20 protein-coding genes are annotated in these 24,814 nt (G+C 62.7%); 9 read left to right on the top strand and 11 right to left on the bottom strand.

Annotated elements, in window-relative coordinates:
- Positions 1-6: 6 nt before the first annotated feature.
- The 4 genes from hisG to metH are packed head-to-tail and all read right to left on the bottom strand — an operon-like array spanning position 7 to position 5,445.
- The gene (hisG, locus tag BJD99_RS20135; protein ID WP_084348888.1) at positions 7-858 is read right to left on the bottom strand and encodes an ATP phosphoribosyltransferase; all 852 of its coding nucleotides are present in this window, start codon (positions 856-858) and stop codon (positions 7-9) included.
- Positions 859-906: 48 nt separating this feature from the next.
- The gene (locus BJD99_RS20130) at positions 907-1,188 is read right to left on the bottom strand and encodes a phosphoribosyl-ATP diphosphatase (protein WP_179142431.1); all 282 of its coding nucleotides are present in this window, start codon (positions 1,186-1,188) and stop codon (positions 907-909) included.
- Positions 1,185-1,883, bottom strand: coding sequence for an HAD family phosphatase (locus BJD99_RS20125; RefSeq protein ID WP_084348887.1), 699 nt, complete (start codon positions 1,881-1,883; stop codon positions 1,185-1,187). Before BJD99_RS20125 ends, BJD99_RS20130 begins: the two co-directional genes overlap by 4 nt.
- A complete protein-coding gene (metH, locus tag BJD99_RS20120) occupies positions 1,876-5,445 on the bottom strand; it encodes a methionine synthase (protein ID WP_084348886.1) in 3,570 nt (1,189 codons plus the stop codon). Before metH ends, BJD99_RS20125 begins: the two co-directional genes overlap by 8 nt.
- A gap of 172 nt (positions 5,446-5,617) precedes the next feature.
- Here metH and BJD99_RS20115 point away from each other — a divergent pair, with 172 nt between their 5' ends.
- From BJD99_RS20115 to BJD99_RS20095, 5 genes are all read left to right on the top strand, one after another.
- The gene (locus BJD99_RS20115) at positions 5,618-6,532 is read left to right on the top strand and encodes a PAC2 family protein (protein ID WP_084349016.1); all 915 of its coding nucleotides are present in this window, start codon (positions 5,618-5,620) and stop codon (positions 6,530-6,532) included.
- Positions 6,533-6,667: 135 nt separating this feature from the next.
- Positions 6,668-7,015 (top strand): molybdopterin oxidoreductase, encoded by a 348-nt coding sequence (locus BJD99_RS20110; RefSeq protein WP_084348885.1) that lies wholly within the window; start codon positions 6,668-6,670, stop codon positions 7,013-7,015.
- 14 nt (positions 7,016-7,029) lie between these two features.
- Positions 7,030-9,525: a nitrite reductase large subunit NirB gene (nirB, locus tag BJD99_RS20105; RefSeq protein ID WP_084349015.1), complete on the top strand. Its 2,496-nt coding sequence runs from the start codon at positions 7,030-7,032 to the stop codon at positions 9,523-9,525.
- The gene (locus BJD99_RS20100) at positions 9,522-9,821 is read left to right on the top strand and encodes a Rieske 2Fe-2S domain-containing protein (RefSeq protein ID WP_084348884.1); all 300 of its coding nucleotides are present in this window, start codon (positions 9,522-9,524) and stop codon (positions 9,819-9,821) included. The genes nirB and BJD99_RS20100 overlap by 4 nt, the downstream gene beginning before the upstream one ends.
- Before the next feature lie 271 nt (positions 9,822-10,092).
- On the top strand, positions 10,093-10,359 hold the full coding sequence (locus BJD99_RS20095; protein WP_084348883.1) for a hypothetical protein: 267 nt from the start codon (positions 10,093-10,095) through the stop codon (positions 10,357-10,359).
- A gap of 295 nt (positions 10,360-10,654) precedes the next feature.
- Here the strand turns inward: BJD99_RS20095 and BJD99_RS20090 are convergent, their stop codons facing one another.
- Positions 10,655-11,275, bottom strand: a complete 621-nt coding sequence (locus tag BJD99_RS20090) for an RES family NAD+ phosphorylase (protein WP_084348882.1) — start codon at positions 11,273-11,275, stop codon at positions 10,655-10,657.
- Entirely contained in the window at positions 11,272-11,796 is a 525-nt protein-coding gene (locus tag BJD99_RS20085; RefSeq protein ID WP_084348881.1) for a hypothetical protein, read from the bottom strand. The genes BJD99_RS20090 and BJD99_RS20085 overlap by 4 nt, the downstream gene beginning before the upstream one ends.
- A gap of 201 nt (positions 11,797-11,997) precedes the next feature.
- Here BJD99_RS20085 and BJD99_RS20080 point away from each other — a divergent pair, with 201 nt between their 5' ends.
- From BJD99_RS20080 to BJD99_RS20065, 4 genes are read left to right on the top strand one after another with little or no spacing between them, the layout of a single operon-like run.
- Positions 11,998-13,494, top strand: a complete 1,497-nt coding sequence (locus BJD99_RS20080; protein ID WP_179142448.1) for a TIGR02677 family protein — start codon at positions 11,998-12,000, stop codon at positions 13,492-13,494.
- Positions 13,491-14,933, top strand: a complete 1,443-nt coding sequence (locus BJD99_RS20075) for a DUF2398 family protein (protein WP_084348879.1) — start codon at positions 13,491-13,493, stop codon at positions 14,931-14,933. The genes BJD99_RS20080 and BJD99_RS20075 overlap by 4 nt, the downstream gene beginning before the upstream one ends.
- Positions 14,934-19,115 (top strand): TIGR02680 family protein, encoded by a 4,182-nt coding sequence (locus BJD99_RS20070; RefSeq protein ID WP_084348878.1) that lies wholly within the window; start codon positions 14,934-14,936, stop codon positions 19,113-19,115.
- The gene (locus BJD99_RS20065; RefSeq protein WP_084348877.1) at positions 19,105-20,334 is read left to right on the top strand and encodes a DUF2399 domain-containing protein; all 1,230 of its coding nucleotides are present in this window, start codon (positions 19,105-19,107) and stop codon (positions 20,332-20,334) included. The genes BJD99_RS20070 and BJD99_RS20065 overlap by 11 nt, the downstream gene beginning before the upstream one ends.
- Positions 20,335-20,400: 66 nt before the next feature.
- On the opposite strand, the gene mshC is transcribed toward BJD99_RS20065, so the two are convergent.
- The 5 genes from mshC to BJD99_RS20040 form a co-directional block, all read right to left on the bottom strand.
- Entirely contained in the window at positions 20,401-21,642 is a 1,242-nt protein-coding gene (gene mshC, locus BJD99_RS20060; RefSeq protein WP_084348876.1) for a cysteine--1-D-myo-inosityl 2-amino-2-deoxy-alpha-D-glucopyranoside ligase, read from the bottom strand.
- Between the two features lie 24 nt (positions 21,643-21,666).
- A complete protein-coding gene (locus BJD99_RS20055; RefSeq protein WP_179142447.1) occupies positions 21,667-22,461 on the bottom strand; it encodes an SCO1664 family protein in 795 nt (264 codons plus the stop codon).
- A gap of 35 nt (positions 22,462-22,496) precedes the next feature.
- Entirely contained in the window at positions 22,497-23,090 is a 594-nt protein-coding gene (locus tag BJD99_RS20050) for a DUF3090 domain-containing protein (RefSeq protein WP_084348874.1), read from the bottom strand.
- Positions 23,091-23,161: 71 nt separating this feature from the next.
- On the bottom strand, positions 23,162-23,851 hold the full coding sequence (locus BJD99_RS20045; RefSeq protein WP_084348873.1) for a histidine phosphatase family protein: 690 nt from the start codon (positions 23,849-23,851) through the stop codon (positions 23,162-23,164).
- Between the two features lie 26 nt (positions 23,852-23,877).
- Positions 23,878-24,720: an undecaprenyl-diphosphate phosphatase gene (locus BJD99_RS20040; RefSeq protein ID WP_179142446.1), complete on the bottom strand. Its 843-nt coding sequence runs from the start codon at positions 24,718-24,720 to the stop codon at positions 23,878-23,880.
- Between the last annotated feature and the right edge of the window lie 94 nt (positions 24,721-24,814).

Raw genomic sequence — 24,814 nt, 5'->3', positions numbered from 1 at the left:
GACCGGTCAGAAGGCGCGGCAGGACCTGATATCCGAAGCGAGAATAGCTTTGGCTCCCAGGTCCGCCAGCTCGTCCATGACGCTGTTGTGCACCTTGCGAGACACCATTGCCCGCACGGCTACCCAGTTGTCGTCGACCATCGGCGAAAGCGTCGGGGATTCGATGCCAGGCGTGATTTTCACGGCTTCGTCGAGGATGGACTTCGGGCAGTCGTAATCGAGCATGAGGTATTGCTGAGCGAACACGACACCCTGCACGCGAGCGATCAACTGCTTGCGAACCTTGTCGGTGTCCTCGCTACCTGCCCGCGAAATCAGCACACCTTCCGAATCGCACAGGGACTCACCGAACGCGACCAGATTGTGTTGCCGCAAGGTGCGACCGGAGCCCACGACGTCGGCGATGGCGTCGGCGACACCGAGCTGGATGGAGATCTCGACGGCGCCGTCGAGTCGAATGACCTCTGCCGTCAGTCCGCGACGAGCAAGGTCTGCACGTACGAGATTCGGGTACGAGGTTGCGATTCGGAGTCCGTCGAGGCTTTCCGCAGTCCACTCTTTTCCTGCCGGCGCAGCGTATCTGAAGCTGGATCGCCCGAAACCGAGGGCCAAACGCTCATCGACGGGTGCACCTGAATCGAGAGCAAGATCGCGGCCGGTGATGCCAAGGTCGAGTTCGCCGGAGCCGACGTAGATAGCGATATCTTTCGGGCGCAGAAAAAAGAACTCGACCTGGTTGGCTGGATCGAGGACCGTGAGATCACGAGCGTCGGTCCGGCGCCGATAGCCGGCCTCCGACAGAATCTCAGCGGCAGATTCGGAGAGCGAGCCTTTGTTGGGAACTGCTACACGCAACATGGAGTTTTCCTGTTCGGGGGTGTCGGTCGGGATTCGTCGGGGCGGAGCTCACAGATGTCGGTAGACATCTTCGAGTTCGAGGCCCTTACCCACCATCAACACCTGAACCCAATACAGAAGCTGAGAGATCTCCTCGGCGAGCGCTTCGTCGCTCTCGTGTTCCGCGGCGATCCACACTTCGCCTGCTTCTTCGAGGATCTTCTTTCCTTGCGCATGCACGCCTGCATCCAACGCAGCGACGGTGCCGGAACCCTCAGGACGTGTCGCGGCGCGATCGGTGAGCTCGGCGAACAGGGATTCGAAGGTCTTCACGGGTTGTGATTCTTTCATGACGAAGTAGTGGAACGCGCATCGCACCACGCCGACGAGAGTTCGTCGGCGGTGAGCCCGACGAGCGAGCTGCGTACGACATAGCCCGCACGAGGGGTTACTGCGAGTTCGGAGGGCACATAAAGCACGGAACAACCTGCGCGATGAGCGGACAACGATCCGGTCGGTGAGTCCTCGACAGCGAGACAGTCCTCCGGAGCGACACCGAGCAACGATGCCCCGCGGAGATAGGGCGCAGGATGCGGTTTGCCGGCCTCGACTTCGTCGCCGCTCACCGTGGCGTCGAAGTAGTCACGGCCGACGGTGTCCAATGCGTACTCGACCAGACCCCGCTCGGTGTTGGTCACCAGAGCAGACCCGAGACCGAGATCGCGGACCAGCGCAAGAGCGTCCTTGGCACCGGGGCGCCACGAGATTCCCTCGGCGAACAATACAGCGACACGGTCGGTGAGCCAGTTCCTTGCGGTGGCCAGCGACTGGTCGGTCACCTCGGTACCGGTGTGGGCGAACACTGTGCGAAGGGCGTCCTGCATCGAATTTCCGAGTGTGCTCTCGCGGACCTCCGGCGTCAGTTCACGCCCGAGTTCGAGGGACAGTTCCTCGACCGCGACGTCCCAGATCTTCTCGGAATCGAGCAAAGTTCCGTCCATGTCCCACAGCACAGCCCGCAGACGGCGGTCAGAAGAGTCAGACATTGAAATACTTGGCCTCCGGGTGATGAAGAACGAATGCGTCCGTGGACTGCTCTGGATGCAGTTGTAGTTCTTCCGACAGCTTGACGCCGATCCGTTCGGGTTCGAGAAGTGCAGCCAACTTGATACGATCCTCGAGGTCCGGGCACGCACCGTAGCCGAACGAGTAACGCGCACCACGGTATTCGAGCTTGAAATATCCCTCGGCCTCGGTCGGGTCCTCGGCCGCAACACTCGCGCCACTGGAAAGCTTCAGTTCTTCACGGACGCGGCGATGCCAATACTCGGCGAGTGCCTCGGTCAGCTGCACACCGATGCCATGCACTTCGAGGTAGTCACGGTAGGAGTCCGCAGCGAACAGTTCGTTGGCGAAATCCGCGATCGGCTGCCCCATCGTGACCAGATTCATCGGAAGGACATCCACCTGACCAGATTTCGTGGCGTCTTCCCGCGACCGAATGAAGTCGGCGATGCACAGGAATCGATCGCGATTCTGACGTGGGAAGGTGAACCGGAATCGTTCGGGCGCATCGACGCGCGGCTCGGTCAGTACGACGACGTCGTCACCTTCCGAGACCGCCGGGAAGTATCCATAGACGAGAGCGGCATGCGCGAGAATGCCGTCGGTGCTGAGCCGATCCAGCCAATACCGCAGTCGCGGTTTGCCTTCCGACTCGACGAGGTCCTCGTACGTTGCTCCTTCGCCCTTGCGTGCACCACGCAAACCCCACTGGCCGAGAAAGAGTGCACGCTCGTCGAGGAGTTCGGAGTAGTCGGACAACGACACGCCCTTGACGATGCGAGTCCCCCAGAACGGCGGAGTCGGAGTCTCGATATCCGTCGCGACGTCCGAACGCTCCGGCACCACGATAGGAACCTCGTTCGCCTTGCGCTGCTCGGCAATTCGACGTGAACGTTCGTGGCGGGCCTTGCGCTCTTCGGTTTTCGCCTTGGCCGCCAACGCCTCCGGGCTGTCCGGCGCCGGCCCACCTCCACGCTTGGTCGTCATGATGGTATCCATCAGGCTCAGACCCTCGAACGCGTCGCGGGCATAGTGGACGTCACCTTGGTAGACGTCCTGCAGATCGTTCTCGACATAGGAGCGCGTCAAGGCTGCGCCACCGAGCAGCACCGGAAACTTCTCGGCGACTCCCCTGTTGTTGAGCTCGATCAGGTTGTCCTTCATGACAACCGTGGATTTGACCAGCAGCCCCGACATACCGATGACGTCGGCACGCTTGTCGATCGCCGCTTCCAGAATAGTCGCGATCGGCTGTTTGATCCCAAGGTTGACGACCTCGTACCCATTGTTGCTGAGAATGATGTCGACGAGGTTCTTGCCGATGTCGTGAACGTCGCCCTTGACGGTGCCGAGGACGATCCGCCCCTTCCCGTCGTCGTCCGACGCTTCCATGTGGGGTTCGAGGTACGCGACAGCGGCCTTCATCACCTCAGCGGACGCCAACACGAACGGGAGTTGCATCTGACCGGAGCCGAACAACACACCCACGGTCTTCATGCCCGACAGGAGCGTTTCGTTGATGATCTCCAGCGGCGGCTTTTCCTTCATCCCCGCATCCAGATCTGCTTCGAGTCCGTTGCGTTCGCCGTCGACGATGCGCCGCTCGAGCCGCTCGAACAGCGGCAATCGGCCAAGTTCTTCGGCACGAGATTCCCGCGCCGACGCCGCCGAAACCCCTTCGAACAGCTGCATGAGCTTCTGCAGCGGGTCGTATCCCTCGGATCGACGGTCGTAGACCAGATCGAGTGCGATCTCGCGATGCTCGTCGGGGATCTTGTTCATCGGCAAAATCTTCGACGCGTGCACGATGGCCGTGTCCAACCCTGCCTGGGTGCACTCGTGCAGAAACACCGAGTTGAGGACCTGCCGTGCAGCGGGATTCAAACCGAAAGAGATGTTCGATAATCCGAGCGTGGTGTGAACCCGGGGATAGAGTTTCTTGAGCTGACGGATGGCCTCGATCGTTTCGATTCCATCGCGTCGAACTTCTTCCTGCCCCGTGGAAATCGGGAAGGTGAGGGTGTCGACAATGATGTCTTCCTGACGCAGACCCCAGTTGCCGGTGATGTCCTCGATCAGGCGTGCGGCGACGCGGACCTTCCACTCGGCGGTGCGTGCCTGACCTTCTTCATCGATGGTCAACGCGACGACAGCAGCGCCGTGCTCCTTGACGAGCCGCATGATCTTCTGAAAACGCGAGTCCGGGCCTGCTCCGTCTTCGTAGTTGACCGAGTTGACTGCGCTGCGGCCACCGAGATGCTCCAATCCGGCTTTCAGTACGGCAGGTTCGGTCGAGTCGAGCATGATCGGCAACGTGGATGCCGTCGCCAGCCGACTGGCGAGTGCAGCCATATCAGCGGCCCCGTCCCGGCCCACGTAGTCGACGTTCAGGTCGAGCATGTGTGCGCCGTCGCGAGTCTGGTCCTTGGCGATGTCGAGGCACTTCTCGTAGTCCTCGGCGAGCATCGCGTCGCGAAAAGCTCTGGAGCCGTTGGAATTAGTACGCTCGCCGATCACCAGGATGCTGGAATCCTGTTCGAAGGACACAGCCGAATAGAGTGAGGAAACTCCGGGTTCCGGGGTGGGCGTGCGCTCCGCCTGGCGGGTGCCGTGAACGAGATCGGCGACCTGACGAATGTGCTCGGGCGTCGTTCCGCAGCATCCGCCGACCAGCGACAGACCGTATTCGGAGACGAAGCCGCTCAGTGCGATCGCCAGCTCGGGTGCGGTCAGTGGATATTCGGCTCCCCTGGCTCCCAGAGTGGGCAGCCCGGCGTTCGGCATGACGGACACCGGCAACCGCGAGTGCTTCGACAGATGCCGAAGATGCTCACTCATCTCTGCGGGTCCAGTTGCGCAATTGAGCCCGATCATGTCGATACCGAGCGGCTCCAGCGCAGTCAGCGCGGCGCCGATCTCACTTCCGACGAGCATGGTGCCGGTGGTTTCGACGGTGACGTGCGTAATGATCGGAATGCGCGCACCCAGCTTGTCCATCGCGTGTTGGCTTCCGATGATCGCCGCTTTGACCTGTAGCAGGTCCTGGCAGGTTTCGATGAGAATTGCATCGGCACCGCCGTCGATCATGCCGAGCGCGGCCTCGGTGTATGCGTCACGTAGGCGCGCGAACGGCGCGTGACCCAGCGTGGGAAGTTTGGTACCCGGGCCCATCGAGCCCAGCACGAATCGGTCCATCCCGTCACGGCCGGGGCCCATCTCGTCGGCCGTTTCGCGCGCGAGGCGTGTCCCCTTCTCCGCCAGCTCGCGGATCCGATCCTCGATGTCGTAGTCCGCCAGGTTCGGAAGGTTGCAACCGAAGGTGTTGGTTTCGACGGCGTCTGCGCCCGCATCGAAGTAGGCGCGGTGGATCTCACGAAGTACATCGGGACGAGTGTCGTTGAGAATTTCGTTGCAGCCCTCGAGACCGATGAAGTCGTCGAGCGTCAATTCGGCGTCCTGCAACATAGTCCCCATCGCACCGTCGCCGATGACAACGCGCGAACGAATCGCTTCCAGCAGGCCGGTCTTATGTAGCGCAGGCATTGCTACAGCCTAGTGGTCACACAGCGATACCCAAGACGGGCCGGGCTGGTCGTAGGCTGTCGTGGTGAGTCCCCGAAACAGCGACGGCAATATTCCAGCTGACAACAACGTCACAGAACGCGACAATTCAGACAACGCTGCAGAAGCGCTGCTCGAAGCCGTCTCCGACGCTGTGTCCAATGCCACATCGTTTTCCGTCCCCGAAGACAAAAATTCGGACGTCGAGCCGGATCTTCCCACGCTGCGCGATCCGATCCTGGTGGCCGCATTCGAGGGCTGGAACGACGCGGGCGACGCAGCGAGTGGCGCCGTCGAGCATCTGGAATTGATCTGGGATGCCAGTCCGTTGGCTGAGCTGGACTCCGAGGACTACTACGACTACCAGGTGAACCGTCCGACGATTCGACAGGTCGAGGGTGTCACGAGAGAAATACAGTGGCCGTCGACGCGCTTGTCGGTGTGCTCGCCCCCCGGCAGCAGCAGGGACGTCGTGTTGCTGCGCGGTATCGAACCCAACATGCGCTGGCGGAGCTTTTGCGACGACCTGCTCGAGTTCATCGAGCAACTCGGCGTGGACACCGTGGTCATCCTCGGCGCTCTGCTCGCAGACACCCCGCACACCCGACCGGTACCGGTGACGGGAAGTGCGTACAGCGTCGAAGCCGCCGAACGTTTCAACCTCGAGCAAACTCGTTACGAGGGGCCGACCGGCATCACCGGTGTCCTACAGGACGAATGCGTCAAGGCAGGCGTTCCGGCCGTCTCGTTCTGGGCAGCCGTGCCGCACTACGTCTCGCAGCCACCCAACCCCAAGGCGACCGTGGCGTTACTCCAGCGCGTCGAGGACGTACTCGATATCGAAGTTCCGCTCGGTGAGCTCCCTTCCCAAGCCGAGGACTGGGAAGAAGCCGTCAACGAGATGACCGCGGAGGACGAGGAAATCAGCGAATACGTTCGAACGCTCGAAGAGCGCGGAGATGCCGAGGTGGACATCAGTGACGCGATCTCGAAGATCGACGGCGACGCCATCGCGGCCGAGTTCGAGCGTTACCTCCGACGTCGCGGACCCGGGAACTTCGGGCTCTAGCGGTAGTCGGTCCGGGGCGCAGTTGCAGGCCCGAGCACGACCGCACAGCGACAGAACGATCATCGTGAGATCTTTCTGACCCCTACGTAACGTCAACGCAGCGGGAGTGCAACCCCGACGCGGCACCGTGGCGTCATGGCCAGCACACCGCGATTTCTCCAGGGCGTCTTCCCGTTCACCGGGCACGGGCTGAACAAGCCCGAGTCGATAGATCCGTCGACCAAGTTCGTCGTTCCATCCGGAGCTACCGCTCAACCGCTGTATTTCCGTGGCGGTAATTCGAGCGAAGAGCTGGTGGTCGTGACCTTGCTGAGGGATGGGCAGCCCATGCGAATGTTCCCCATGGGCTCCAAGAGCGGGGTCAACATCGCGCTTCGTGTCGTCGAGGACGTCGATCCGGATTCCGTCCTCGAGCTCGTCGTCGCGGCGCCGGAAGGAACGACCGGTGAAGTCGTCGTCGACTTCGGTTTGGTGCTGATCTGATGAGTGCAGACGCGATGGGTGGAGAGTCCGGCGTGAGGAAGTTGGTCGTGGTCGGGAACGGTATGGCGGGCGCACGCACAGTCGAGGAGATCCTCAAACGCGGCGGAAGCGCACTGTTCGACATCACGATGATCGGCGACGAGCCGTACGGCAACTACAACAGGATCATGCTGTCGCACGTGTTGTCCGGTGAAGCCGGCATCGACGACGAAGATCTGCTTCTCAATCCCATGAGCTGGTATCGCGAAAACGGTGTCACGCTCTATGCAGGCGACCGTGCCGTCTCGCTCGACCGGTTCGCCAAGTCCGTGGTGTGTGAAAGTGGCCGAACCGTCGCGTACGACGTCCTGATCATCGCCACCGGCAGCAACACGTTCTTTCCGAACATGGACGGGCTTCGTGAGAGCGACGGTCGCCTCGCCCGCGGTGTGTTCGGATTCCGGACCATCGCCGACACGAACGGAATGTTGCAGATGGCGGAGGCGCAGGACGACGTCGCCGCGGTCGTGATCGGCGGCGGTCTCCTGGGATTGGAAGCCGCGTACGGACTCCGAACGCAAGGCTTGGACGTCGATGTCGTGCACTCGCCCGGACACTTGATGAACCAGCAGTTGGACGAACGCGGTGGGCGCGTCCTCCGCAACAAGATCGAAGCACTCGGTGTCGGTGTGCACACCTCCAAACGCACGACTTCGGTGTTGCGTACCCGCGAGGGCGCAGTGGCCGGTGTGGGCTTCAACGACGGCACCTCACTTGCCGCCGACATGATCGTCGTGACCGCCGGAATCCGTCCCAATGTCGAATTCGCACGCGGGGGCGGATTGGTGATCGAACGCGGAATCGTGGTGGACGATCAACTGCGCTGCGAGGACGAGGGGTCGATCTTCGCCGTCGGTGAATGCTGCCAACATCGCGGCGAAGTGTACGGCCTCGTAGCGCCCCTGTGGGAACAGGCCGTCGTCCTCGCCGATCATCTGACAGATACGAATCCTACTGCGGCATATCATGGTTCACGTCTGACGACCAAGCTCAAAGTGGCCGGTGTCGACGTGGCAGCCATGGGAGTGAAGGGACCCGAGCGTGAGGACGACGAGTTCGTCCAGTTCTACGAACCACGCAGCGGAACGTACAAGAGCGTCGTCGTCCGCGACGGCAAACTCATCGGTGCCACGCTTCTCGGGGACATCAGCAAAGCAAACTTTCTGACGCAGGCGTTCGACGAGAAGGTTCCGCTCCCCGAAGAACGAATCAGCATGTTGTTCGACATGGGAACCCCGACGGCGGCAACCGGTGCAGCCGAACTCGCCGACGACGTCCAGGTGTGCAACTGCAACGGCGTCACCAAAGGTCAGATCGTCGACTGCGTTCACGCAGGTGCCACGACGATGAGCGACGTCACCGCCAAGACCCGCGCAGGTAAGGGGTGTGGTTCCTGCAAAGGACTTGTCGCCGATATCTTGGCCTGCGCTGCCGGAGGCGCGGTCGCACCCGACCCCGCCGCCGACTGGTATGTGCCGTCCATCCCGTTGGCCAAGCCGGCCTTGATCGAGATCATCCGCGAGCGCGACCTACGTTCGGTGTCGCAGGTTTTCAGCGAACTCGCTGCAGGTGGCCGTGAAGATGCGAGCGCGAAGATGCCACTCGCATCTTTGCTGCGAACGATCTGGGGACCGGACTGGGTAGACGAACGAGGTGCGCTCTTCATCAACGATCGCGTCCACGCCAACATTCAGCGTGACGGCACCTTCTCGGTCGTACCGCAGATGAAGGGCGGGGTCACTACCCCGGATCAGCTTCGCAAGATCGCCGACGTCGCCGACAAATATCACGTTCCGCTGGTCAAGGTTACCGGCGGGCAGCGCATAGATCTGCTCGGAATCAAGAAGGAAGATCTACCGAAGGTCTGGGGTGACCTCGACATGCCGTCCGGGTTCGCGTACGGCAAGAGCATGCGAACCGTGAAAACCTGTGTCGGCAGCGACTTCTGCCGCTTCGGACTCGGCGATTCGACGGCGCTGGGCATCGCACTCGAAGAGCGCTTCCAAGGGCTCGAGACCCCCGGCAAACTGAAGCTGGCCGTCGCCGGATGCCCACGAAACTGTTCCGAGGCACTGTGCAAGGACTTCGGTGTCGTGTCCGTCGGCGAGGACAAATGGGAGCTCTATGTCGGCGGTGCCGCAGGTGCCCACATCCGGAAGGGCGATCTACTGGCCACTGTCGTCGGCGGCGAGGAAGTTCTGCGCATGGCTGGGATATTCATCCAGCACTACCGCGAAACGGCGCAGTGGCTCGAGCGAACATACGCGTGGGTCCCCCGGGTCGGACTGGACGAGCTTCGACGAATTCTGGTCGAGGACGGTGACGGAATCGTCGCTGGACTCGAACAACGCATGCAAACTTCGGTGGACGGCTACCGGGATCCCTGGCAGGACCGGGCCGAACCCAAGTCGCCTGCGCAGTTCACACCGTCGTTGCCGCTCCTTCCGCTCCCCCAGGTACCGGTCCGATGAGCGTGCCCGTAGGTCCCGTCGAAGACGTGACACCGGGTGAGGGCCGCGCCTACGTCGTCGACGGCAGGCAGGTAGCGGTATTCCTCCTCCAGGATGGGAGTGTGCGCGCCATGGACGCAGTGTGCCCGCACAAGGGTGGGCCATTGGCGGACGGTCAGATCGACGGCTCGGTCGTGATGTGCCCGATGCATCAGTACGCGTTCTCTCTCGACGACGGCACCTGTCCGAGCGGAATCGCCTCCGTACGAACGTATCCCGCAGTCATCGTCGATGGAAAGGTCATGGTGGAGGTGTAGCTGGACTCGCTTTCTTTCGCGACCGGCCCCATACCGATCGCCGTCAGCCGATCGAGGTGCCGTCCGGCATGATCGCCCCGGTGAGATCGGCACCGTCCGAGTGATACATACCGTCGAAGAAAACGGACGAAACTGGCTGTTCGTCAGGTTCGAATCGTACGATTCGAACGTCGGTGTCGTTCGGCACGTTCGAGTACAAGATTTAGTTCTGGACGAACGACGCCGAGGGTAGGCCATATTTCTTCGTTTCGTGATTTCGGAAGGATCAACCATGCCATCGCCGTATTCGAACGAACGGCTCGCCGGCGTCGAGGCGGTCCTGTGGGCGATCGACAACCGCTGCGAGTTGCAAGATCTGGCCGTGGAGTCGGCCGATCAAGCAGAACTGATCGCATCGTTAATGCAGCATTACGGATTCGACGAAGATCAATGCAACTTCGTGATCTCGCTCTCCGCCGGGCACATGACGAAGAAGTATCGAGTTCATCTGTCCGAGGAGCGAAAACAACTGCGCAAAGAACTAGCAGATGGCCAGTGACTCCTCCATCATGTGAGAACCGACGCTGGCATAGAAGACCTTCGCGAGCCTCAGCCGAAATGGCATCCGCCAGCCTTGCGGAGGCTGCGGTCAAGGACCCTGGCGCAGATCCTCGATGGAGCTAGTTCCGACCACCAACGGCGTCGCACTTGTGCTGTTGCACTTAGGCTTTGGTCAGTTCGTTCCATGAACACAAAGTGCCTGCTCGGGGAATGTTGAGTCGTTGGCGCGGGAGCGTGGCTCGAACGGTGATTTCATAGGCGTCCGCACCTTGTGGTGGGTGGTTCGGGCCGAATCAGTTCACGGGCGGCGGGACGATGCGTACCGATCGCGGCGGACTGGCAACGGTGAAGCCGCACCGACGAGCGGCCGCCACCAGCGGCTCCGGGTTCGCGTCGGTCGACCAGGTGGCCTCCCCCGCTTCCCCGAACAGTCCGACGGCGTTGGGGTTCGGCCCGGTGGTGAACCGGGTCTGGTAACGGATTCCGGCGAAGGTGGCCGAGAACGCTGCCGCCCATTCCTGCGGCACTCCGTACGGGGTCATGGAGACAAGTTCTCTGGTCAGGCCGAAGTCTGCAGCGGTACCCGCGCACGTGTCGGCGAGCTGATGCTCGTGCGGCACGGTCAGGGTAGACAGGCATCGGATGGCGGCGAACGCGTCACTGACGACCCCAATTCTCGCCAACGTCTCTCCGACGGTTTCCCGGATCGCGGTGAGTTCGTCCAATGCGAGGTAGCAGGTGCCGCGTGGCGGTGTCAGGTCGAAGCGGCCACCGCCGGAGGAGGCAAACCACCATGGTCCGTTCCCGGTGCTGTGTCCACGGATCAGTGGCTGCGCGGCGGTGAGCTCGCAGCCGGGGAACCCGAGCAGCGGGCGCAGCGGCGGGCCGAGAGCGACAGTGTCGCGGTGGCTCACGCAGCCCACCGTCGTGCGTCGGCGCTGGCAAGCGCCATGACGCTCTCGTGAGGGTGGCCGTCGGCGATCCACTCGGCTGCGCTGCGGCCATCGAGTTCGGGCTGCGGGCTGCGTAACCACACTGCGCAGGTCCAGGGGTCGGCGGCAGCACGCAGCGTCGACCACAGGGTGATCAGGCGCGGGTGCACAGTTCCCGAATCCGTGAACTGCCAGGTGGGATAGACCCATGAACCTCCGTCGAGTCGGCAGGCGATCACGGTGCCGGCGGCGACAGCCTTGTTGACTGCTTGGCGGCTTATGCCCCACCACTGGGTTAGGCCGGTGGTGTCGTAGAACGGGCCGACTAGCTGGTCGTAGGTACCGTTGGTGGGCAGTGCAGCGGTCATGGAGCGAGCGATCGATTCGACGTCGTCGAAGACGTCGGTGGGAACGCCGGCAGCGCGGGCCTCTGCAAATGTCTGGTGGACGCGGCGGGCGAGCAGGTCCATGAGCTTGCGTTCCTGCTCGACTAAGGTGTTCATACGAGGCCTCCTGGCGGTCAACCGTGACAACCTCATTGTTGTCATTGCCGTCAACCATGTCAACGACAAGGCGGTGCGGGATGCCTCAAAGGCAGCGAACTGCAGTACACGGCAACCCTCGATGCACGGCGCGCGCATTTCACTCACCCCCCGGCCAACGCCTACCCTGTTCCAGTGAGCGATTCAGACGACAACGCACGGCTGGGTGCCGCGACAGCGTTTTTGCAGGAAGATCGCCTCAAACTCTTCGCATTCACGGTCGCGGAGAAGCACAACGAGTACCTCTGGGTGCTTCGTGCCTTCGACATCGCCCGTGCCAACTACGTCGTTCTTCTACATGCGGCCGAGATTGCGGACACGCTGGCCAGGCATGCCCCCGAAGACGCACGGCTCACCCCGACCGACATCGCACCGCTGCTCGAGCAGCTTCACACCTGGGAGCTTCTCGAGCGCAGCTACGACGGCTCACGCGCGGCTACCTTGGCCGAGTACCGCAACCGCCATTACGTCTATCAATTCAGCCAGGCCGGTTACAAGGCGTTTCGTGCCGTCGAGGACGTGCTCGGTGCCAGGCTCGACGACGCATCCCTGTCTCGGCTCGTCCTTCCCGAGCTGCTCGCCGACATGCACGAGTTGGCCGAGGCGAACCGTCAGGCCGACGGCGACCGCATCTACCGCAAACTCAGCCGACTCGACTCGACCCTCTCCGAAATGGCCACTCGGGCGGCGCATTTCTATCTGGTCCTCGGCGACCTCGTCCGCACCACCGAGATCACACCCGAATCTTTTCTGGTCCACAAAGATGCACTTCTGACGCATATGCGTGAGTTCAGCTCGGACCTGACGCGTTACGCCCCGAAGTTGGCGGAGGCTATCGCCGTCGTCGAATCGACTTCCATCTCGACGCTGATCGAGCGCGCCGCGATCAGTGACGAGCGGGTCTTCCTGACCATCGACGAGCGTCGTGCCGACTGGCAGGCGCGGTGGTCGGGTCTATCTCATTGGTTCGTGGCTGCGGAGGCAGAACTCAGTGAGTCCGAACGGCTACGTGAAGGCACGATGAGCGCCATTGCCGCGGTGTTGTCGCTGCTTCGACGGGTAACCGAGACGCGCAGAGGTGGTGTGAGCCGCGAGAGTCAACTCCGTCACCTCGCAGGTTGGTTCGCCAACACTGCGACCGAGGACAGTGCGCACGCTCTTTTCCATGCCGTGTTCGGTCTCGGCAGACCGCGTCATCTGTCCATGGTCCACCCGGATGCGGACATCATTCCCGCATCTCGATCCTGGTGGGAAGCCTCTCCCGTCGAAATCTCTCGTACCTTGGCGGAAACCGGTCGCGCGCCGTCGCCCGGCCTGCCTGGCCGCGTTCAACGCAACGACGGCGGGATTCGTCGCCTCCGTGAACAGCAGCTCGCCGCGCAACGCACTCGCAGTGCCGCAGCTCGATCTTTGGCCTCGGTAGGTGTGTACGACCGGACGCTGAACGAGGAGGAGACCGAAGTGTTGCTGAGCTTGCTCAATGCGGCGCTCACCGCCCGGGTCCGGGTGAGTGGTCGTACGTCCGGTTCGACGGGTTCGGACAGTGGTGTGAAATTGACACTGACCGACTCCGAAATATCGACCGTCGTCCGGACGACGCGTGGACGGTTACATCTGGATCGGCTGCAACTCGAGGTTGCGGATGTGACCCGCCGGTGAGAGCACGCGAAATACCTTCTCTGGCACTCGATTCCTATCAGCGTGCGGCGCGCGTTGCGTTGGCGAACCATCTGGTGACGGCGACGTATCCGGACCGTATCGCTCTTCCGCTTCTCCGTAGATGGGCAACCGAGCTTCGCGAGGATCTACTCGACTTGTTCGGCTATCGCCTCGAGGTCACCGAAACGACAGCCCGCTTGTTTCCGGTTCTCGACGCGCTCGATTCGACCCAGCCTGCACGAACCGCCTCGGACCGCGTCTTCGATCGACGCAGATACGCCTACCTGGCGTTGTCCTTGGCTGCGCTCGGCCGAGCAGGCAATCAGATCACGCTCTCCGAACTCGCCGACCACGTAGCCGCCGAGGCAGGCCAGGTGGACGGGGTGGAACTTGCGACCGACCGCGCTGCGGACCGAGACGCGTTCGTCGACGCCGTCGGCTGGCTGGCCGCGCGGGGCGCAATATCGCTCGCCGATGGTGACGCCGGCGGCTGGGCGAACAATCCGGCTTCGGGTGAAGCTCTCTACGACATCGAGCGATCGGTGGTCATGGCGATGTTCCGTCCACCCAGAGCCGTGCAGCACCTCCGTTCGGTCACCGGTCTGCTCGTGGGATCCGAGGTCCCGACCGAAGACAGCGAAGAGGACGGGGAATCGCAGCCGCCGATAGATCCCAAGGAGACTCTCAAAAAGGTGCGCCGTGCGTTGGTCGAGCATCCCGTCGTCTATTTCGACGATTTCGATCAGGACGGTCGCACCGCACTCGCTGCGGTACGGACAGTCGCCGACGTCGAACTTCTGACCGGTCTGATCGCCGAGCGTCGCGCCGAGGGCGTCACGTTGATCGATACGTCCGGGCGGATGTCGGACCTCCGATTCCCCAGCACGGGAACGATCGCTCAAGTCGCGCTGCTTCTGGCAGGTGAGATATCCGACCGGGTGATCGACCCCGATGCCCTCGAATTGCCACGCCATCCGATTCCCGATGACGGCGACCTGATCGACCTCGTCGACTCGGCAATACCTGGAGGTGGGGTGTTCGACGACCTCGCCGAGTTCGGTGGGCGAGGTCGAACCGTCGAAAACTCTGCTACCGAGCTCTACCCTTTCGTCGAGAACAGTTGGGTGAACGGGGCGGTCTCAGACCTGGTCGAGAGGTACGGACGCACGTTCGCCGCCCAATGGCAGGCCGACCCGATCGGTCTCGGTGAGCGAGCGGTCGGCATGCTCCATCGACTCCGGCTGGTGCACATCATGTCCGGCGGGATACTCGTTCACCCCGTCATCGCTCGCTACCGCGATGTGGTGATCAGTGTGCGGGACCGGGTACCCCAGGATTCTCTCTTCGAGTCCATGGACTTGAACGGCACGGAAGTCAATGGCACAGAACCGAGTGACCCTGATTCGCATTCTCACACCACGGAAACCGAGGCGCACTAGATGACCGCACATGCTCAGCGCTTCCGCCCGACCCGCGCCGGAATCATCAATCTGTGGGACTACCGCGATCAGGAATTTTCCTTTGCCGACGGTCGCCTCGTATTGCGCGGACCGAACGGCTCGGGAAAGACCAAAGCACTCGAGGTTCTGTTTCCGTTCGTGCTCGACGGACGAATCGAGCCGAGGCGGTTGAACCCGTTCGCCGGTGAAGAGCGAACGATGAAGTCCAATCTTCTCTATCGCGGCCAGGAGAGCGCGCACTCCTACGTATGGATGGAGTTCGGGCGGGGCTCACGCGAAGATCCCGAGTCCGTCACCGTCGGTATCGGAATGCGCGCAAGCCGACAGAACGACAAGGTCACCCGCTGGTACTTTGTCGCCGACGGCCGTGTCGGCGTCGACTTTTCGCTCCTGGGATCCGACGATCGGCCGCTGACCAAGAAGCAGCTTGCCGATCGACTCGGCAGCGACGCGCTGACCGACCGGCCGGTCGACTACCGAGCGGCCATCGACGCTCGGATGTTCGGTCTCGGCGCGCAGCGTTACGACCAACTGATCAATCTGATCCTGACGTTGCGTCGTCCGCAACTGGCAAAGAACCTGGATCCGAAGGGGCTCTCCCAGGCACTGACCGACGGTCTGCGCCCGCTGGACGAGCAACTGGTTCTCGAAGCAGCGCGCTCGTTCAGTGACATGGAAGAGGTCGGTCGAGCGCTCGAAGGCTTGACTCGGGCAGATCACGCCGCCACAACCTTCGTCGGCGTGTACGCGAAATACCTTCGAGTGCAAGCTCGCTCGGACGTGGAACAGATCAGTCGCAGACTCGAGTCCGTTACCCATGCAACCACGGCGCACTTCGCGGCCGCGGCACTGAAGGAACGCCGACTGTCCGAGCGCACTGCAGCGGAGAAGCGATTCGACGACGCCGAACGAGGCCTGGACCAAGCTCTTGCCGACCGCGAAACACTGCAGCGATCGAGTGCCTACGAGGGCAAACAGCAACTCGACGATCTCGCCGAATCGGCAGCGAAGCTGAAGATCTCCGCCGCCCAGCAGTCCGAGCGTGCCGGTAAAGCGCAGGCGGATCTGGCACAGCGTTCCACCGAGGCCATCGACGCCGAAAGCTCGGTACGCGACTCGGTCGCCGCACTGACACGCGCCGAGGACGATCTCCAGATTGCGGCCGAGGATGCCGGCATCGCGTGGGCGTCGATGCCGGCCAGTGCGCGCACCGACCAGTTCAGCACGACACTGCGCGGTCATGCCGAGGAACGTGACGGTGATGTGCGTGCCGTCCGCGACGCTCTCAGCACCGTCGAGAAGGCTATGACCGAACGCGCCCGTGCAGACAGAAGTGCTTCTCGGGCAAGAGAATTGCTCGAAGCTGCTCGCGCGTCCGTTACCGAAGCCGAAGCTGCCGTGGAGTTGGCTCGTGCGCAGTATGCGTCGGGACTGCGGTCCTGGTGGGCCGAGAACTCGACCCAGTACTCGGCTGCCGGAATCACCGTCGCCGCATTCGATTCCCTCGACGCTGCTGTACCGCACATCGGCGAGGACGACGCACCGAGCCTCGATGCCATCCTTGCCGAGGCTTCGGCCGAGGGGCTCGAGAACGTGCGCGGACGACGGACGCAGGCGGGTGTGGCCGCTGCGGCACTGACCGAAGAGCTGGCATCGATGCGTGCCGAACACGATCTCGTCAGTGCTCAACGCGACGATGCTCCCCCACCGTTCGCCGCTCGCACGTCCTCGCGTGACGGGCTGGTCGGAGCGCCGCTGTGGCAGCTCGTCCGATTCGCCGACGGCGTGGAACCTGCTGTAGCTGCCGGTGTCGAAAGCGCATTGCAGGCCGCGAATCTTCTCGACGGTTGGATCTCGCCGACCGGCACTCTCGGGTCCATGGAGTCGGACCAATTTCTGGTCGGCGTACCGGAAGCCGAACGTCCGACGGGCCGCACGCTGGCCGACGTCCTCGAGGTCGAACCTGGAACCGATGTGCCAGAGGCTGTGGTGCGAGATGTACTGACCTCGATCGCACTGCTGGAGGACACTGGCGCATCGAAGAATGCGGTGACCTCGATCGGCATCGACGGGCGCTACTGGCAAGGCGTTCAACGGGGACGTCACGTCAAGCCGGATGCCGAGTACATCGGGGCTACTGCCCGTGCTCGTCGTCGGGCTACGCGGCTCGCCGAACTCGACGCGTCGATCGAAACAGCCGGCATGTCCTTGGCGGCCACCCGCGAGGAAGAGCAGTCGACGGCCGAACTCCTGCGCGGCCTCGTGGTTGCCGCGAAGAATTTGCCGAAGGTCTCCGGAATCGTCAAGGCGCAGAAGACGGTCACCGAGTCGGCGGGGGCCCTTCGTACCTCACAGGCTGGTTCCACGGCCGCGGACAGCGAGCTCGACCAGGCTATCGCGGAGCTCTCGGCAAAGGAGAGACATCTGCGGAGTACCGCAGTCGCCCACCGAACTCCCCATACTGCACGGGATATCGACTCACTCGCCGCAGCGATCCGGCACTTCGAGAATCAGGGCGGACTCGTCCTTCGTCGCCGAGGCGAACACGTTCGCGAAGCCGAGCGGGCACGCGAAGCACAGAACCGATTGGAAGAGGCCACCGGCCTCGCCGAAGAGTTGGCCGAGGAGTCCGCGATCGCACAGGAAAACCATCTCCAGCAGGTTCAGCGGTTGGACATCCTCACCGAGAAACTCGGATCCACCGCCGAACAGATCAACGCCGACCTGGAGAAGGCACGCGAAAAGATCGAGGCATGCAAGGTCGAGCAACGCGCAGCACGCAAAGCGGACAAGGAAGCCGGAGAGGCGATCGGTAAGGCCGAAGGTGCATGCAACACAGCGCAGGAGGGTCTGCGCGCCGCACTCACCGAGACGCTCGACGACACTGCGCGCCTCGCCCCATATGCCCGCAAGGATCTACTCGCCATCCTTGGCGTGCACGAGCTCTATTCGTGGCCCTCGTCCGACTCCGCGTGGCTCACTGTCGAACAGATCCTTTACCGAATTCAGAGCGCCTCGTCCCCCGATGAAGAGATTTCGGTGCTGCCACCGGTGGTGCACCAACTCCACTCGGCGCTCGACGCCGCCACCGCGTCGGTCAAGGCCGGCGACTCCTATCGCAAGAGCACACGGACCGCGTTGACCGGTGCTCTGCAGGAATTCGACTCACAGCTGGCGTCGTCCGGGCAGGACTACCGGTTGCAGTGGGACGCACCAGACGGATTGACCATCGTTCGTGTGCAGGACGAGCAGGGATTCACCTCGGTCGGCGAGTTCGCGCACCGTATCGGTGACGCGCGGTCGAATCAGGAGACGTTGCTCACCGAACACGAGCGTCGGATTCTCGAGGATGCGCTGTTGACCGGCTTGGCGCAGCAGATTCACGAACGCACCGTAGATGCCCGCGAGCTCATCGCGCAGATGTCCTCCGAGATGAAGCAACGGAAGATGTCCTCTGGCAACACGATCGGTGTGCATTGGGTCCTCGCGGACAATCTGGACGAAGGCGCACGAGCAATCTCGAAGCTACTCGATCGTGACGCATCCGGACTGAATTCGGACGACCTCGCCTCCATGCGAGCACATTTCGCGTCCGAGATCAGAATCGCCCGCGCGGCACACCCGGAGCGTTCGTACCCCGAGATTCTGGCCTCCACGCTCGACTACCGTCGTTGGCGGGTCTTCTCGTTCACGCTCATTCGCGGTGACGGTACCGAGGATCGATTGACGGTCGCGCGACACAGCGCGTTGTCCGGCGGTGAGCAATCGGTGTCTCTACATCTGCCGTTGTTCGCGGCCGCGCACGTCATGCTGTCCTCGGCCGATCCGCACGCACCACGGTTGCTGGCACTCGACGAAGCCTTCGCCGGCGTCGATGACAACGGTCGTAGTGAACTGCTCGGGCTCAGCGTGCAGTTCGATCTGGATCTGTTCATGACGGGCTACGATCTGTGGATCACCTACTCCGATGTCCCCGGATGTGCGCACTACGACCTTGCGCATTCGACAGCGGAAAACACTGTCAGCGCAGCGTTACTCGTCTGGGAGAACGGTGAACTGTTCGCCGAACACGATGGTTCCGATCTAGCCGCCGCTCTGGGTTCGCCGTTGACACGACGCGTGCCCACTCACGCCGAAGGCGGTCTCGAATTTGTCCGGTAACGAAGAACTCGGATGGCGGAACACGCCGGAACTCGACGCACTCTTGGCCGCTGCGCGCAAGAAGTTGGAGTCGAACTACTTGTTGGTCGGTGGCAACATCACCGTCCACCTGGGTGAGCCGGCAGAGCTGTGGCGATTGTGCAGTGCAATCTCTCGATCCAGCACCGGCCTGCACAGCCGCGCCCAGACTACGAAACTCGATCTCGCCCGATTCGACGAATGGCTCGCCCACCCACGAAACGGTGGGATCGGCTTGATCGCAACTCTCGACGCCGTCGCTCCGCTACAGGACAGAAAACAGATCGCATCCGACAAGGCCGAGGTAAAGGCCACTGCACTCGCCGACGCGCGCGCTCTACTCGCCGAAACAACCGACGACGACTGGGCCGAGCATTGGTTGTCCTCGTTGCTGAATCAGGACGGCACACTCGGAGGACGCGTGGCCGTCGACGCCCTACGGGTGGCTGCACGGGTGTTGGCGATCCTTCCCGTCGACGGCTTGTCGTTGACCGAACTCGCCGAATACGCGTGCGGTGACACCAAGGCACTGTCCTCCGGTGGTGCACCCCGTCTTGTTCTCGACGCACTCTCGCTCCGCGAAGGAATACCCCGTCCAGTCGACCCCGTCGGCATTCGGTTGCTGTGGGAAACTGCCGGAGTCTCGGTCGACGCGCTGTCGAGCAGGGTTCTGGTGTTCGGGTATCGAGTCGACGAATCGCATACCGTCGGACGGTGGCTGAACGACGCTGCAGACGCCGGGATTCCGTTCCCACTCACCCTCGACATGGTCTCGCGCGGCCCGCTCACCAATGTCGCAGATCGAATCTACGTGTGCGAGAACGTCGCAGTCGTCGCGGCCGCCGCTCGATCGTTGGGAAGTCGTTCCGCAACTCTCGTCTGCACCGATGGCCAGCCGTCGGCTGCGCTGCACAAACTACTCTCGGGCGTGCGGGCAGGAACGGAACTCCTCTGGCGCAACGACTTCGATTGGCCAGGCCTGCAGATGACCGCCCGCGCCCGCTCGCGCTACAACGCCGTCCCCTGGCGGATGGATGCGCAGTCGTATGTTCGTGCGCTCGACGCACGAAATTCCGAACCACTGAAGGGCCATCCGGGGCCGAGTGAGTGGGATCCTGATCTTGCCGCGGCGATGCACGAGTCGGGCCGCGCGGTAATGGAAGAGCGTCTCGTGCCCGACCTTCTTCTCGACCTGGCGTAGTCCTGTGTGGACGGTTGATCCCGGGTGCCGAAACGCCCCGGGATCACTGCCAGTTCGAAAGATGTATCAGCGCAACGGCACGCCGAGGAGTGCGTCGACGGCGTCGGCGAATGCACCGGGAGCGGTAGTGTCCGATCCCCCGCGCTCGACGGCGAAACTTGCCCACGCATCAAGAGCATCGAGAGCCCTCGGTGTGTCCAGATCGTCGGCCAAGTGCTGACGTAGGCGAACTACTGCGTCGTCGGCGCTGGCGGCCGACTCCAGTGCAGCTGCCTTGCGCCACAACGCCAACCGGGTATGTGCACGTTCGAGAACTTCGTCCGTCCACGGGCGATCCTGACGGTAGTGCCCGGACAACAGACCCAACCGAACCGCAGCCGAATCGACGTTGTCGGCGCGGAGCTTCGACACGAACACGAGGTTGCCGCGACTCTTCGACATCTTCTCGCCGTCGAGACCGATCATCCCAGTGTGCACATAATGCCGAGCGAATCGGCCGCCACCGGACACTGCTTCGGCGTGCGCGGCCGAGAACTCGTGGTGCGGGAAGATGAGGTCGCTGCCGCCACCCTGTACGTCGAAACCGGTCCCGATGCGATTGAGAGCAATTGCCGAGCACTCGATGTGCCAGCCCGGGCGGCCAGGCCCGAACGGAGACGGCCACGACGGCTCACCCTTGCGCTCTGCACGCCACAGGAGAGCATCGATCGAGTCCTTTTTTCCTACTCGGTCCGGGTCGCCTCCACGCTCGGCGAAGAACGTGTCCATCGTCGCCCTGTCGTAACCGGACTCGTAGCCGAACTCGGACGTAGCGTCCGCACGGAAGTACACATCGGGATACTCGGCGTCGTCGACGACATACGCCGCACCCGACGCGACCAGCTTCTCGACCATGTCGATGACCTCGTCGATGGATTCGACAGCACCGATGTAATCGCGCGGCGGCAGGACTCGGAGAGCCTCCATGTCCTCACGGAACAAAGCGATCTCACGATTACCGAGCTCGATCCAGCTTTCGCCGTCGCGGTCGGCTCGTTCGAAAAGTGGGTCGTCCACATCGGTGACGTTCTGCACGTAATGCACCTCGTGACCCGCGTCGCGCCACAGTCGGTTGACCAGATCGAAAGTCAGATAGGTCGCGGCATGCCCGAGATGCGTCGCGTCGTACGGGGTGATTCCACACACGTACATCTTCGCCACTTTGCCGGGTGTGACCGGTCGCACTTGCCGATCTGCCGTGTCGTAGAGCCGGAGCGTAGGCCCCTGGCCGGGGATCGAGGGAACGGCTGGTTCGGACCAAGACTGCATGAAGACGAGCCTAACGGAGAGGCTTCAGAAGGCGGGCCACGGTATCGGCCTGCTCGATCGCGGCTCCGGCATCACCGGATGTGCCACGAGAGCACGGGCTCGGCCGAGCAGGGCATCGATCTCTTCATCGGTGATGTGCCCACGAATTCGTGGTTCGACGACAGTGGCGAACGACTCTACGAAAGCGACGACATCGGACATCGCAGCGTCGTCGATAGCGGTGCCGGCCCAACCCCACAGCACCGTCCGAAGCTTGTTCTGCGAGTGCAGGCAGATGCCGTGGTCGACGCCGTACACATATCCGTCCACGCCTTCGAGGGCGTGGCCGCCCTTCCGGTCCGCGTTGTTGATGAGTACATCCAGCACTGCCATCCGCTGCAGCCGAGGATCGTCGGCATGAATGAGCGAGACTTCCTCGCCATCGCCGTCGTAAGCCTGCATGACCGGTATCCATCCGGTGGGCACAAGGTCCGGCCTGCAGATATCGACCAGGTCGAGCGTGCGGCCGTGCTCCCCGTCGCGGTCCGGCGTGTCGATCCACCGCTGCACCATCCCCGGGCCGAACGGACCATCCCGAAGAATCGTGGTCGGAATCACATTCCAACCCAGAGAGTCCGACACCTCGTACGACGCGATCTCTCGCCCTGCCAAGGTCCCATCGGGAAAGTCCCAGAGCGGCACTTCTCCGCGAACAGGCTTGTAGACGCACCGAACCGTGGACGTCTCACCGTCGTCGCCGCTGCCCGTTGCCTCGCAGACCAACGTCGCGTTGCTGGCCGACACCACTCGACCGATGATGGTCAGCTCACCGGTTTCCATCACCTTGCGGCCCGCGAACGGCGGCCGGTCTTCGGTCAAAGCTCTTCGCCAAGTTCGCCGGCCGAGCCGAAGGTGGCATCTCGTTTGTATCCATTCGATCGAATACAGGTGTGTCCGTCCTGAGTCAGCGGCTCACCACACAAGGGGCACGGCGCACGGCCGGCAGCAATCACCCGCTCGGAACGAAGTGCGAACTCCCGGGCCGCGAGCGGCGTCAGGAAGACGCGGACTGCATCGGGACCTTCGTCGGTGTCATCGAGGACGACGGACTCGTCGACCTCGACCTCACTGATAGCCAGGAGTTCTACCACCACTGCGTTCGCATCCGCGTCCCAGCCCAGACCCATGGTCCCGACCCGAAACTCGGTATCGATCGGAGTCATCAACGGACTCGTGTCGCCCAGTTCGGTTTCCTCGGGCGGGAACTCCGCGCCGAACCGTCGTTGAACTTCGTCCAGCAGCAAACCTATCCGGTCTGCGAGAACCTGCACCTGCTGCTTTTCGAGCGCGACCGAGACGACGCGAGCGTCGTGGACTGCCTGCAGAAAGAACGAACGATCGCCTGGCTCTCCCACGGTTCCCGCGACAAAACGATCAGGGGTGCGGAAAACATGTATTGCGCGTGGCATTGCACCTCCTGGAGCTTCATTCTCGGATCCGAAAACTCGGACCCGAACTTCATTATCCGCTATCGGCGGGACTACGTTCCGGAACCGCCACCGGGCACCGCCTCGGAGTCCATGCTCGGGGCCGTCGGCACCGCAGGTACCAACGCCGTCAAGTCGAGACCGGTGTCGTTCGTCCGAAGCACGAACGGCCTGGTCGAGCTGTACCGCACGACACTGACAGAGGCAGGATCGGCAACGATACGTTGGAACGAATCCAAGTGGCAGCCCAAGGCGTCGGCGAGGATCGATTTGATGACGTCACCGTGTGAGCACGCCACCCAGAGGACATCGCGGCCGTACTCCTCCGCAAGACGCGCGTCGTGTTCCCGGATTGCGAACACCGCCCGCGACTGCACCTGAGCCAGTCCCTCGCCACCAGGGAACACCGCCGCGGACGGGTGTTGCTGGACCACCTTCCACAGCGGCTCCGTCACCAGATCCTTGATCGATCTTCCCGTCCACGACCCGTAATCGACCTCGATCAGCCGTTCGTCGACCCTCGGAGTCAGACCGCGCCGGGCGGCAAGAGGTGCCACCGTTTGCTCACACCGCTGCAGCGGTGAGTGCACGATCTCCTCGACCGGAAGCCCGCCCAATCTCTCCGCAACATGAGCGGCCTGTTCCAGTCCGCGGTCGTCGAGTGCGACACCGGCCGACCGCCCTGCCAGAGCGCCCGCAGTATTCGCCGTCGAGCGGCCATGTCGCAGCAAGATCACCGTCATGGAACCAGCCTAGGGCGTCTGGCGAATCAGGTGGCAGACACCACGCCCGCAGACAGCAGCGCCATCACGCCGATGCCGAGCACGATGCGATAGCCGACGAACCAGTACAGCGAGTGATTTGCAACGAACTTCAGCAGCCATGCAATCGAGGCGTAGCCGAGTGCGAACGCGACGACGGTCGCGACCAGCAACTGTGGGCCGGAGGCGTTGAGACCTTCACCGGCCGGCTCGAATGCATCGGGCAGCGAGAAGAGGCCGGACGCAGTCACAGCCGGTATGGCGAGCAGGAACGAGAACCGCACGGCTGCTTCGCGTTCGAGGCCCATGAACAGGCCTGCACTTGTGGTGGCACCCGACCGGGACACACCGGGAATCAACGCCAAACATTGTGCGGCACCCATCACGAGCCCGTCCCGTGTGGTGATTTTTTCGAGTGGTCGCTTCTTGGAACCGAGGTACTCGGCGACTGCGATGACGATGGCGAACACGATGAGCATCGTTGCGATGAGCCACAAATTACGTGCCCCGGTTCGGATCTGATCTTTGAACAAGATCCCCAACAGCCCGATCGGGATGGTGGCGATGATCACATACCAACCGAGCCGATAGTCGAGATCGCGCGCAGTCTTGTCACGTATGCCGCGGAACCATGCCTTGACGATTCTCACGATGTCGCGCCAAAAGAACACGAGCACTGCCGCTTCGGTTCCGAGCTGTGTGACCGCGGTGAACGAAGCTCCTGCATCGGACCCGAAAAAGACGCTCGAGACGATTCTCAGGTGTCCTGACGACGAGATCGGCAGGAACTCGGTCAGCCCCTGCACAGCGCCGAGGATGATTGACTGAAGCCAACTCATGGACTCACCGATCATCCTCGAACCTCCCCGAAGGTCGATGAGAGCAGAGGGGTTCGGCTGAGGAAAGGTGCGCGATTCACGGCCCGACGGTACCTGGCGCGGCTCG

Origin of the sequence: Rhodococcus sp. 1163 (assembly GCF_002091985.1) — a bacterium.
Taxonomy (GTDB): Bacteria; Actinomycetota; Actinomycetes; order Mycobacteriales; family Mycobacteriaceae; genus Rhodococcoides.
The sequence above is the reverse complement of the archived record's forward strand: the minus strand, read 5'-3'. Positions and strand labels throughout refer to the sequence as shown.